Raw genomic sequence first — 11,526 nt, 5'->3', positions numbered from 1 at the left:
GAGTCCGTTCGACTTGCATGTCTTAAGCACGCCGCCAGCGTTCACCCTGAGCCAGGATCAAACTCTCCATAAAATGGTTCCAACAGCAGGCCGCACGCGGACTGCGAGTGGATAAGTCTTGATCCATGCATCAAGTGCATGGCTGGTCTTCCGCAGAAGACCTTCTGTGGTCTTGCGACCTTCGTACGTCTGGAGACCTCCGGGGGGAAGTCCGCGTACCCCTCCCTGTCAGGAGGGCCTGCTCTCGCACTTCTTCGCCTGTCATGCTGCCCGCCTCGCTTGAGGCTCAGAAAAGATACAGGCCCCCCGCCAGGATGTCAACTCCCCCTGCCGCTGGCTCAAGCCCGTCTCTGGGGAAAGGGCTACAAGGCGCCCCCAGCGGGGGTTTTCAGAACCGTCTTGCCTTCGCGGCGTGGGCGTCTGGCGCCGCGCACGCCCAAGCCGCCCGCAGGGGGGCTGGGGGTGGGGGCGGGGCGTGCTCCGTCCGGGCCTGAGGGGGCTTCACCTATACTCCGGAGCGGCAGATGCCCGCGCCCCGCTCAACGGGAGAACGCGGAAGGGAGGCACGCTTCATGCAGGAACTTCTTGAAAAGCTGGCGTCGCTCCGGGAGTACCTTTGACATTCCCGGCAAAACGCGCAGGCTGAACGAACTCGACCGCGAACTCAGCGACCCCGACCTGTGGAACAACGCGGGCCGCGCCCGGCAGGTCACGCAGGAGGCCGGAAGCCTGCGCCGCATCGTGGAGGACTACCAGGCCTTGCAGGGGGACGCGAGCGGGCTGGAAGAAATGCTGGAGATCGCCAGCGACGAGGAACGCGGGCTGCTGGCCGAGGAGCAGGCCGCCATCCAGACGCGGGTGGACGACCTGTACCGCGAGACGCTCTTTACCATGAAGCACGCCGACGCTCCGGCCATCGTGCGGGTCAAGAGCGGCGCGGGCGGCACCGAGTCGCAGGACTGGGCCGGGATGCTCACGCGGATGTTCATGCGCTGGGCCGAGCGTCGTGGCTACAAGGTCGAGCTGCTCGACCAGCAGGACGGCGAACAGGCGGGCGTGGTCAGCGCCGAGTTCATCATCCGGGGCGAGAAGGCCTTCGGGATGCTCGCGCCCGAGCACGGGGTTCACCGGCTGGTGCGCGTGTCACCCTTTGACTCCAACAACCGCCGCCACACCTCCTTCGCCTCGGTGGACGTGGTGCCGGAGGTGCCCGAGGAGGAGATCAACATCCATATTCCCGACTCCGACCTGCGCCGGGACGTGTTCCGCTCGCAGGGCGCAGGCGGCCAGGGTGTGAACACCACCGACTCGGCGGTGCGCCTGACGCACATCCCGACCGGAATCGCGGTGGCCTCGCAGGTCACGCGCTCGCAGATCAAGAACCACGAGATCGCCCTCCAGATTCTCAAGCAGCGCCTCTACGACATCGAGATGCGCAAGCGCGAGGAGGAGGAAGCCAAGGCGCGCGGCGAGCAAAAGCGCATCGAGTGGGGGTCGCAGATTCGCTCGTACGTTCTGGATAAGCAGTACGTCAAGGACCACCGCACCGGCCTGATGAAGCACAACCCCGACGAGGTGCTCGACGGCGACCTCGACGACCTGATGTGGGCGGGTCTGGAGTGGATGGCGGGCAAACGCGCCGCCGAGGACGCCGGAGACGACGAGTAGCAGGCGCAACCAGCGACACTCCGGATGAACCGGACTGGAGGGAGGAACAGCAGGGGCCAGCTCGGCCGCTTTCCTCCCTTCAGTTTGGTCTGGCGAGGTGGCGCTCGCCCCTTTCTTTAAGCCAGCTTAATGGAAGCCTGGTTTCACCCGCCGGACAGAGTTGCGTGACAGCGACCCCGCTAGGCTGGGCAGACTCGGGCCTGACCCGGAAGGCTTGCGCCCTTCTCTCCACGCCCCGGATTTCTTCCTATGACCCCTGCCCGCTCCATTCCCGGTTACAAGCTCCTGCATCTGCTGGGGCGCGGCCACACGTCTCTGGTGCATCTGGCGCGGGACCCCGAGGGGCGGCAGGTGGCGCTCAAGATTCCGCTGGAAGAGACGCTGGGGACGCCGGAAGCCGCCGCCCGCTTCGGCAACGAGGTCCGGCTGACCCTTCAGTTCCGTCATCCCCGGCTGGTGCGCGGGTATGCGGGGACGGCCTTTGGTCCCCGGGCCTTCGTGGCGCTGCACTACTACCCGGGAGGCGCCCTCAGCGACGTGCTGGAGCGTCAGCCCGGCACGCGGCTGCCGCTGGAGAACGCCCTGCGGGTGCTGGCCGACGTGGCGTCCGGTCTGGCGCACCTGCACCGCCTGGGCGCCGTTCACCAGGACGTGAAGACCCAGAACGTGTATCTGGAAGGCGGGCGCGCGGCGCTGGGCGACCTGGGCAGCGCCTACTTCAGCGCGCAGGGGGGCGAGGCGAGCGGCAGTCCCTTTTACATGGCGCCCGAGATCTACCGGGGGGGGAGCAGCAGCCCCGCCAGCGACGTATACAGCCTGGGCATCCTGGCCTACGAGCTGCTGGGCGGCGAGCGGCCCCACCAGGGCGAGAGCTACCAGGACCTGATGGGCGCGCACCTGACCCGCTTTGCGCCGCCGCTGTCCTTTCTGAACCCCGAGGTGCCCCGGCCCGTGGCGCGCCTGGCCGAACTTGCCCTCGCCAAGCGGCCCCCCGACCGCCCGAGTGCCGACGCGCTGCGCGGCGCTCTGCTGGACAGCCTGGGCGAGGACCCGTCGGCGCACGAGAGCCTGCCGGACGAGGCCCCCACGCCCCGGCAGATCGGGCGCCACGGCCCCTCTGCCCCCTGCGCCCGGCTGGCGGCGGCCCTTGAACCGGAGCCGGAGGGTGCGGGCGGGCGCTGGAACCCCTTCAAACGCCGGAGGTAGCCTCCGGGGTCCGGTGCAGCTCGTACCGTCCCGGCTGGGCCACGAATCCCAGGCGGCGGTTGACGGCCAGCATGGGCGCGTTGGCGGCGTGGTTGTTGGTGCGCATCACGGCCAGCGCCGCCTCCCGCGCCCGCCGGACCACGTGCAGCTTGAGCGGCAGCGCCAGCCCCCGTCCCCGCGCCGCCGGATGGACCGCCGTGAGTTCGTTGTAGGCCAGGGCGCGGTAGCGGACCATCGCGGTCGTGCCCAGCCACCGCCCGTCCGGCCCCACCGCCAGCACCAGCCAGTCGGGGCGTGGGTCGTGGTCCAGGTGCAGGATCCCGCGCACCTGCTCCAGGGGCCAACGCGGATGCCCGGCGAGATCGGGCGTCTCGGTCAGGCGGTCCGCCACGAAATGCAGGTAGCGGTCCAGGGTCGCCGCGTCGGCCCCCACCAGATCGGTGAAGGTCACCCCTTGCGCCTGCACCCGGGCCAGCGCCGCGAGGTGTGGTCTCTCGTCGAAGGCCGTCAGGTCGAGTTCGGAGGCGAAACGGTGGGCGTGCTGCCGAAAGCCGCGGCGCTCGGCCCAGCCCAGGCTGCCCGGGTCGGTATCGAGCACGTCGGCGGCGAGTCCGGCCGCTCCTGTTTCTGCGGCGGCCTGCTCCACGGCCTGCCACAGCGCACTTCCTCCGCCCCAGCCCCGCGCGTCCGGGTGAACGAACAGGCTGACGTGCAAGGAGCCCGGCGGATCGAAGGGAAAGGCGTACAGGTGCGCGCCTCCCCGCAGCTCTTCCCCGCGTTCCCAGACCCAGCGGCGGCTGGGCTTCGCCGGATCGCGGCGGGCCTCCTCCGCCTGAAAAGACTCCAGGGTAACCGCGCGGCCCAGCACGAGATTCGACAGCGCCACCCAGGCGGGCGCGTCTGCCGGGACGAAAGGCCGGATCACGCCCCGGCCCCCACCGCCTTCACGAGTTGCCGGATGGCCCCCAGGTGATAGGCGACGTGCGCGACGGCCCCGGCCAGCCCCCCGGTCGCGTCCCCACTGGCCTCCCGACTCGCCTGGGTCCGAGCAAAGGCCGTCAGCCCGTCGTAGGCGCGGCGCACCCGCTGCTGGACCTCCTCCCACTCCTCCTCGCCCACCTGCGCGGGGTGGAAGCTCCCCTTCCAGTCGAAAGGTCCCCGGTCGCCGTCCCGCTCCCAGCGCACGACGACTTCCATGTGAAAGGCGGTATGCCGCGCGTGCCCGGCCACCGTCGCGCCGTTCACCTCGCGGCTGGCCTGCTCGGCGCTGAGGCTTGCCAGGGTGGCGAGGAGGCCGTGGTTGCCGCTGCCGTCCGCCGCCGTGCCGTCCAGAAAAGCTGTGCCCTGTCCCGGCACGCCGCCCTCCACCGCTTCTCTCAGGATGTCGAGGATGCCCTCGGCCCAGTTCTGCGGCTGCTCTGCCCCGGCGCTGTCGCTCATGCCCCAGCGTACCCGGCCGGCCTGCTCCAGGCATGGGCCAGGACGCTCTGGCAAGGGCGCGTCCACTCTGCTACAGTTGCCAGTTGCGCCGCCCGGCGAGGCTTCCCCATGTGGAGGGGCACTCGGCCTGCGGGGGCGTAGAGCGAGGTGAACCATGAACCAGTACGACCTGAACCTGATCCTGAACCCCAACCTCAGCGCCGAGCAGGTGCAAATCGAGCGCGACTACATCGAGACGACGCTGAAGAACGCGGGAGCGGAGATCGCCAACCTCGACGACGTCGGCAACCGCCGCCTCGCCTACGCGGTGGGCAAGGACCGCGAGGGCTACTACCTGATGTACACCATCCGCGCCGGGGGCAACCCTGAAAAGGACATCGCCGCCAGCCTGCGCCTGCGCGACAACGTGCGCCGCATTCTGGTGGTCAAGGACCGCCCGGAATGGAAGACCAAGAAGGCCTGAGCCGCCTTCATCCGTTACGCCATTGACGTAACGCGGCCGGTTTGTTATCGTGGGACTATCCCGCAAGGGCCGCAAAAGCCAGCAACGTACTCGCCCCAGTTATCTCGCCAGCTAGAACAAAGGAGACCCAGTCATGGCCCGAGGCATGAACCACGTTTACCTGATCGGCGCACTCGCCCGCGATCCCGAACTCCGCTACACGCCCAGCGGCGTCGCCGTCTTTGAAGCGACTGTCGCCGGGGAAGACCACGTGATCGGCAACGACGGACGCGAGCGCAAACTCCCCTGGTATCACCGCGTCTCCATTCTCGGCAAACCCGCCGAGTGGCAGGCCGAAAAGGGCCTCAAGGGCGGCGACGCCGTGATGGTCGAAGGCGGCCTGGAGTACAGCCAGTGGGAAGCGCCTGAAGGTGGCAAACGCAGCATGGTGCGCGTGAAGGCAGGGCGCATCGAGCAGCTCGGCTACGCGCCCGAACTCGTGCAGGATGCCGGAGGCGGCGTCCGTATGGGCAGCGGCATGAACGAAGTGGTGGTGATCGGGAACGTGACCCGCGACCCCGAACTGCGCTACACCCCCGCCGGGGACGCGGTGCTCGGCATCGGCCTGGCCGTGAACGAGACCTGGAACGACCGGCAAGGGCAGAAGCAGGAAAAGACCCACTGGATCGACGTGACGCTGTGGCGTGACCTCGCCGAGTCCATGAAGGACCTGAAGAAGGGCGATCCCGTCCTGGTGCAGGGCCGACTTGTGAACGAGGCGTGGACCGACCGCGAGGGACAGAAGCGCAACTCCACCAAAGTAGAGGCGACGCGAGTCGAAGCCCTTTCCCGAGGCGCGGCCACCGGCAGTGCCGCAGCCACCCCCGCCGGACCTCGCACGCAGACCGCGAGCAGTTCGGCGCGTCCCCAGCCCACTGCTGCCGGCGCCAGCCGCGCGCAGGGAAGCCGGGCGGCGACCACGGGGACCCGTTCGGGGGGCTTGGATATTGATCAAGGTCTCGACGATTTCCCGCCGGAAGAAGAAGACCTGCCCTTTTAAGCGGGCAGGGTCTGAGGAACACCCATGACCCAAGGAAACAACGCCGAGCGCAAGCCGCGCGGCAAGGGACCCAAGCGGCCCCGCAAGCCCAAGGTTGATCCCTTCTCCATCGGAGAGCTGGAGATCACCGACTACAAAGACGTGAAGATGCTTCGCCGGTTCGTCAGTGATACCGGCAAGATCCTCCCCCGCCGCCGCACCGGCCTCTCGGCCAAGCACCAGCGCCGCATCTCGCAGACGATCAAGATCGCCCGCCAGCTCGCGCTGCTGCCCTACACCGAGAAGCTGGTCCGCAAGTAAGGAGGACCCTGAAATGCAAGTGATCCTTCTTGAACCCGGCCGCCTGGGCAAGACCGGCGACGTGGTCAACGTCAAGCCCGGCTACGCCCGCAACTGGCTGATTCCGCAGGGCGTGGCGGCTCCCGCCAACGCCGCCAACATGAAGACCCTGGAAGCCCAGATCCGCTCGCGCCAGAAGACCCAGGCGCAGGAGAAGGCCAAGGCCGAGGACCTCGCCAGCCGCCTCAACGGGGTGGCCGTGGAACTCAGCGTCCGTGCGGGCGAAGGCAAGATCTACGGCGCCGTGACCCACGCCAACGTGGCCGACGCGCTCGACCGCCTCGGCTTCGACGTGGACCGCCGCAAGATCGAGATGCCCAAGACCGTCAAGGACATCGGCGAGTACGACATCGCCTACCGCGCGCACCCGGAAGTCACCATTCCGATGAAGCTCGTAGTGCACGCGCAGAAGTAACCCGCTGTGCAAGAAAGGCCCTGGCGAAAGCTGGGGCTTTTTTTGTTGCATGGCCCGACACGGTCTACGGCCCCGGCGGGAGTCTAAGGTGGGTCATGCGTGCCCTCTGCCTCTTCCCGGCACTGCTGGTGGCCGCCTCCGCCCTTGCCCAGCCGCCTGCGGTGCCGGAGGAGCTGACCCCGCGCTGGTGACCCAACTCCGTTCCGGGGGACTGGTGTTGTACTTCCGGCACTTTGACACCGAGGGGGCCGACGCGCCGAACGTCACGCCCCGCGACTGCGCCACCCAGCGGAACCTCAGCGACCAGGGCCGCGCGAATGCCCGTGAGGTGGGGCGACTGCTGCGGGAACTCCGTATCCCCCTCGGCACCGTCCTGAGCGGCGAGTATTGCCGGAACAGCGACAGCGCCGCGCTGCTCGCCGGGCGGGTGACGCCCACGCCCGCGCTGAACAATCCTTATTTCCGCACCGGCACCGAAGCCGACCGCCAGCGGGTGACAGCCAACCTGCGCACACTGCTCCGGGTGCCACCCCGTACAGGCACGAACACGGTGATCGTGACCCACGAGCAGAACCTGCGTCTGAGCACAGGCTGGATGCTGGCCGAGGGCGAAGCGGCGGTGCTGCGGCCCCGAGCGGACGGCACCTTCACGGTGCTGGCGCGGGTGACGCGGGAGGGTTGGCAAGCGGCGCTGAGACTTTCCCGGCCCTGACGCTTTTGCGCCTCCCCTGACAACTTGCGCCCGCCGCGCCGGGTACGCTGAAAGGCGGAGGTCTCCACCATGCTCAAGCACACGCTGACGCTGGCCGCCCTCGCCCTCTCGACCGCCGCGCTGGGACAGGCAGTACGGGGAACAGACGTGAATGTCACGAGCGGAGGCCGGGCGTACAAGAGCTACCTCGCCGCGCCTGCGTCCGCCACCCCCAAGCCCGCCGTGATCCTGCTGCATTCCTTCCGGGGGCTGGAGCAGGGCTACCGCGACCTGGTGGACCAGATGGCCGCCGCAGGCTACGTGACGCTGGCGCTGGGCTGGCAGACCTTCGAGCAGGAACCCAGCGACGCGACCGTGAAGACGCTGGTGGAAGACGGCCTGAAATACCTGGGCACCCGGCGCGACGTGAACATCAACGCGGTGGGCCTGACCGGTTTTTGCGCGGGCGGGCGCTACACCATGCTCCTGCTGCCGCAGATCAAGGCGTTCAAGGCGGGCGTGGCGTGGTACGGCTTCCCCGATCAGGGGGGCACGGCGGCCAAACCGCAGGCGCCCACCGCCTTGATCGGTCAGCTCACAGCACCCATGCTGATCCTCCACGGCACCCGCGACCAGCCCAGCCCCATCGCCTCCATCTACAGCTACGCGGGGAAGCTCGACGCCGCGAACAAGCCTTTCAAGCTCAGCGTGTACCAGGGAGAGCCGCACAGCTTCCTGCTACGGGAGGGCCGGATCGCGGACACCTTCGCCAGCCGCGACGCCCGGCGCGAGATGCTGGGCTACTTCGGCGAGTACCTGCGCTGAGGGCGGCGGACCGCTGCGGGCCGTCGGGCCGTCCCCGGAGACGTAACGCCCCGGGCGCCTTTCTCCGGCTTAAAGTGGGGCCACACCCCTTCCCACTCTTTTCCGGAGGTGCCCCATGAAGACGCCCCTGACGCCGCTGGACCTCGTTCGGCGCGGCCTCAAGACTTACCCGCAGCGCACGGCGGTGCGGCAACCCGGCGGTCCGAGTTTTACCTACCGCGAGTGGGGCGAGCGTATCTACCGCCTCGCCCGCGCGGTGGCGGCGGCAGTTCCGGCGGAGGCGCGGGTGGCCGTCCTCTCGCCCAACACCCACGAGGGCCTGCTGGCCTATGCGGGCGTGCCGTGGTCCGGGCGCGTACTGGTGCCGCTGAATACCCGGCTGGTGCCCGAGGAATACGCCTTTCAGCTGCGGCACGCGCGGGTGAGCCTGGTCCTGGCCGACAGCAGCCTCGCGCCGAAGGTGGAGCAGACCTGCCGCGACCTCGGTCTCCCGCTGTGGGTGATGGGCGAGGGCACCGACTTCGAGGCGCGGCTGGGTGCCCACGACCCCTCGCCGCTGCCCTACGCGGTGACCGACGAGGACAGCATCCTCACGATCAACTACACCTCGGGGACCACCTCCAGCCCCAAGGGCGTGATGCTGACGCACCGCAACTCCATGCTCAACGCGGTGGAGACGCTGTACTACCTGCACTTCGGCGGGGACAGCGTCTACCTGCACACCCTGCCCGACTTTCACGCGAACGGCTGGGGCGGGGTGTGGAGTCCTTTCGGGGTGGGGGCGACCCACGTGACGCTGCCGCAGGTGCGCGGCGACGCGATACACGAGGCGGTCCACACCTACGGGGTGACCCACCTCGCCGCCGCGCCCACGGTGCTGAGCATGATCACCGATCCCCTCACCGCCCGGCCCGCGCCCCGGCACGTGCGGGTGGCGACGGCGGGCAGCCCGCCCCACGCGCGCACCATTGCGGACATGAGCGCCCTGGGCTTCGAGGTGATTCAGGTCTACGGCCTGACCGAGACGAGTCCGCTGATCACGGTGGCGGAACTCTCGGACGCTGAAAAGGCGCTGCCCACTCCCGAGCGCGCCGCGTTGATCGCCCGCCAGGGCTTCGAGATGCTGCTGGCCGGGGAGGTCGAGGTGATGACCCCCGAGCTGGCCCCCGTGCCCGCCGACGGCCAGACGCTGGGCGAGATCCTGGTGCGCGGCAACCTGGTGATGCACGGGTACCTCGACAACCCGGAAGCGACCGCCAGGGCCTTCGAGGGTGGGTGGTTTCGCACCGGGGACGTGGCGGTGCGTCACCCCGACGGGCGCATCGAGATTCGCGACCGCAACAAGGACGTAATCATCTCGGGCGGCGAGAACATCAGCTCGGTCGAGATCGAGGGCGTGCTGTACGCGCACCCGGCCGTCCGCGAGGCGGTGGTGGTCGCCCAGCCCGACGAGAAGTGGGGCGAGGTGCCCTGCGCCTTTGTCGCCCTGCACGCCGGGCAGGCCGCCACGTCCGAGGAACTTACCGCGCATGTGCGCGAGCATCTGGCGGGGTACAAGGCGCCCAAGCACTACGTCTTCCGCGACGAGCTGCCCAAGACGGCCAGCGGCAAGTTCCAGAAGTTCCTGCTGCGCGGCGAGCTGTGGGCAGGCCGGGGGCGCGGGGTGAACTGAGCAGGCCCCCCCCGTCTCAGGGGCTGGGCTTCACCGAGCCAGCCAGGTCTGGACCAGGGCAGGCAGCTCCCGCTCGGGCACCCGCGCGAGCGCCGCGAGGGTCCGGCCCGCCGCGAGCCACTCGCCCGCCAGCCACCAGCCCAGGGCGTAGGCACCGCGTTCCAGCGTCAGCTCAGGGTGCGGCAGGATGAAGCGCAGGGTGGTCGCGTCGTCGCAGGCGGACAGGCGCGGGAGGGCGTCGGCCAGCAGATGGACGCGCTGCACCTCCCAGGCGGCCAGCCACCCGGCTTCCCCGATCCGCCAGGCCAGGGGTGCCCCGGGATGCAGCGCGTCCGTCACCCGGGTCGCCAGGCCCTCCTGCACGATGGTGGCGCCCAGAGTGCGGGTCCACCCCCCGGCGCCGCCACTCAGGGCGTGGTGGACGAGATGCGCCAGCTCGTGCGTGAGAAAAACCTCTGCCTTCTCGGGTGCCGTCTCGACCGGGAGGCACACGGTGGGCAGCGGGTCACTGAAGGCAAAGGCGTTGTCCTCGAAGCCGCCGACATAGGCGACCAGACGGTGGGAGGGCACCGGCGCCCCCAACAGGGCCGAAGGCCTCGCGGCTGCCCCGGCGTCCTGACTGTGTAGCCGCCGCGCTTGCGCGCTCAGGTCGTCCGGCAGCTTCCCGTAGCGGTCCCAGGCGGCGTCCAGCAGTTCGCGGGCCAGCCGCTGGCCCTGCGGGGTCGGGGGCACGGCGGCGACCCCGTAGAGGTCCTGCCACAGCGCCCAGCGCCGCTCCGGCTCGGCCCCCTGCGCGGCGGCGTGGAAGGTGCGGAAACGGGGGGTCAGGTCCAGCAGCTCGGTCATGCCCCAGCCTCCTCCACGACCTACTCGCACGGTAAGCTCGGGGTGTGAGTAGCGCCCTGCCGGTGACCGACCCCGCCGCCGTCCGCCTGCTGACCCACCGGCGGGTGCGGCAGGTTCTGGGGGCCTTTCTGGCCGGGGAGCAGACGGTGGCGGGCGCCGCGCGCCGTCTGGAGCTGGACCTGCGGACCGTCCACCGCGACGTGCGGGCGCTGTGCGCGGCGGGCCTGCTGCGGCTCGTGCGCGAGCAAAAGCGGGCGGGCCGGGCGGTGAAGGTGTACGCCGCTGTCGCCCCGGCTTTCTTCGTGCCGTTCTCGGTGACGGGGGCGGCGGCCCTGGGGGAGCTGGGCGCCGATCACGCCCGGCGCCACGAGCGGCTTTTCCTGGAGGCTTTCGCCCGCGAGTTCGAGCGGCTGCACCGCGAGCAGGGCGGCGGACGGCAGTGGGGCGTGCGGCTGTACCTGGCTCCCGAGGGGCAGGTGCAGGTGGACCAGAGCTACGAGGACGCGGCCCTGATCGACGCGGGCGTGCGTTACCAGGGACCCCAGGGCCTGCTCCTGAACGCCGAGACGGCGGTGACCCTCAGCGAGGCCGAGGCGCGGGAGGTGCAGGCCGAGCTGATCCGGCTGCTGATGCGCCTGCGCCCCCTGACGCTGACCCACGAGGCCCAGGGCAGCGGGCGGCCCTACCTGCTGCGGCTGGGGCTGGCCCCCGTCACGCCGCAGGAACGGGCGGCCCTGAGCGGCGCCGGGGGCCGCTCGCCCGGCCCGGCACCGCGCGCTCCAGACGCCGGGAGTTAGACTGCCGGTGCGGGTCTTCTCCCACACCCGCCGCATCACCTTATTTCTCTCACCGGGCGCGCCCCGGCCCACAGCAGGCGGCGCGCTCCTCTGACACCAACGCAAGGAAAGGAGCCACCGTGACC

General features: G+C 69.8%; 13 protein-coding genes and 1 rRNA gene. 10 read left to right on the top strand and 4 right to left on the bottom strand.

Going from position 1 to position 11,526, the window contains the following annotated elements; translation table 11 throughout:
• A 16S ribosomal RNA gene (locus tag HNQ09_RS16000) occupies positions 1 to 73 on the bottom strand; the annotation flags it as partial.
• Positions 74 to 572: 499 nt separating this feature from the next.
• Here HNQ09_RS16000 and prfB point away from each other — a divergent pair.
• A protein-coding gene (prfB, locus tag HNQ09_RS15995; protein ID WP_221269900.1) for a peptide chain release factor 2 occupies positions 573 to 1,668 on the top strand; the annotation gives its coding sequence in 2 pieces (ribosomal slippage) (positions 573 to 617 and positions 619 to 1,668; 1,095 coding nt in all).
• 249 nt (positions 1,669 to 1,917) lie between these two features.
• Positions 1,918 to 2,874 (top strand): serine/threonine-protein kinase, encoded by a 957-nt coding sequence (locus HNQ09_RS15990; protein ID WP_184031340.1) that lies wholly within the window; start codon positions 1,918 to 1,920, stop codon positions 2,872 to 2,874.
• On the opposite strand, the gene HNQ09_RS19020 is transcribed toward HNQ09_RS15990, so the two are convergent.
• Entirely contained in the window at positions 2,858 to 3,799 is a 942-nt protein-coding gene (locus HNQ09_RS19020) for a GNAT family N-acetyltransferase (protein ID WP_343057870.1), read from the bottom strand. The genes HNQ09_RS15990 and HNQ09_RS19020 overlap by 17 nt on opposite strands.
• Positions 3,796 to 4,314 (bottom strand): DinB family protein, encoded by a 519-nt coding sequence (locus tag HNQ09_RS19015; protein WP_246363421.1) that lies wholly within the window; start codon positions 4,312 to 4,314, stop codon positions 3,796 to 3,798. Before HNQ09_RS19015 ends, HNQ09_RS19020 begins: the two co-directional genes overlap by 4 nt.
• Before the next feature lie 154 nt (positions 4,315 to 4,468).
• On the opposite strand from HNQ09_RS19015, the gene rpsF reads away from it, so the two are divergent.
• The 7 genes from rpsF to HNQ09_RS15950 all read left to right on the top strand — a co-directional run bounded on the left by rpsF (position 4,469) and on the right by HNQ09_RS15950 (position 9,758).
• Complete coding sequence (gene rpsF, locus HNQ09_RS15980) at positions 4,469 to 4,777, top strand: 30S ribosomal protein S6 (protein ID WP_184031338.1); 309 nt, start codon at positions 4,469 to 4,471, stop codon at positions 4,775 to 4,777.
• Positions 4,778 to 4,910: 133 nt separating this feature from the next.
• Complete coding sequence (gene ssb / locus HNQ09_RS15975; RefSeq protein WP_184031336.1) at positions 4,911 to 5,816, top strand: single-stranded DNA-binding protein; 906 nt, start codon at positions 4,911 to 4,913, stop codon at positions 5,814 to 5,816.
• 24 nt (positions 5,817 to 5,840) lie between these two features.
• Complete coding sequence (gene rpsR / locus HNQ09_RS15970) at positions 5,841 to 6,116, top strand: 30S ribosomal protein S18 (RefSeq protein ID WP_104989623.1); 276 nt, start codon at positions 5,841 to 5,843, stop codon at positions 6,114 to 6,116.
• Positions 6,117 to 6,129: 13 nt separating this feature from the next.
• On the top strand, positions 6,130 to 6,570 hold the full coding sequence (gene rplI / locus HNQ09_RS15965; RefSeq protein ID WP_184031334.1) for a 50S ribosomal protein L9: 441 nt from the start codon (positions 6,130 to 6,132) through the stop codon (positions 6,568 to 6,570).
• Positions 6,571 to 6,757: 187 nt separating this feature from the next.
• Positions 6,758 to 7,282, top strand: a complete 525-nt coding sequence (locus HNQ09_RS15960; protein ID WP_184031333.1) for a histidine phosphatase family protein — start codon at positions 6,758 to 6,760, stop codon at positions 7,280 to 7,282.
• Positions 7,283 to 7,351: 69 nt separating this feature from the next.
• A complete protein-coding gene (locus tag HNQ09_RS15955; RefSeq protein ID WP_184031331.1) occupies positions 7,352 to 8,086 on the top strand; it encodes a dienelactone hydrolase family protein in 735 nt (244 codons plus the stop codon).
• Between the two features lie 115 nt (positions 8,087 to 8,201).
• Positions 8,202 to 9,758, top strand: a complete 1,557-nt coding sequence (locus HNQ09_RS15950) for an AMP-binding protein (protein WP_184031329.1) — start codon at positions 8,202 to 8,204, stop codon at positions 9,756 to 9,758.
• A 30-nt stretch (positions 9,759 to 9,788) separates the two neighbouring features.
• On the opposite strand, the gene HNQ09_RS15945 is transcribed toward HNQ09_RS15950, so the two are convergent.
• Entirely contained in the window at positions 9,789 to 10,604 is an 816-nt protein-coding gene (locus HNQ09_RS15945; RefSeq protein ID WP_184031327.1) for a DUF2268 domain-containing putative Zn-dependent protease, read from the bottom strand.
• 44 nt (positions 10,605 to 10,648) lie between these two features.
• Between HNQ09_RS15945 and HNQ09_RS15940 the strand changes: the two genes are divergently transcribed.
• Positions 10,649 to 11,401 carry a helix-turn-helix transcriptional regulator gene (locus HNQ09_RS15940; protein WP_184031325.1) on the top strand — a complete coding sequence of 251 codons (753 nt, stop codon included), beginning with the start codon at positions 10,649 to 10,651 and terminating at the stop codon, positions 11,399 to 11,401.
• The last annotated feature ends 125 nt before the right edge of the window (positions 11,402 to 11,526 follow it).

The organism is Deinococcus budaensis (assembly GCF_014201885.1).
Lineage (GTDB): Bacteria > Deinococcota > Deinococci > Deinococcales > Deinococcaceae > Deinococcus > Deinococcus budaensis.
The sequence above is the reverse complement of the archived record's forward strand: the minus strand, read 5'-3'. Positions and strand labels throughout refer to the sequence as shown.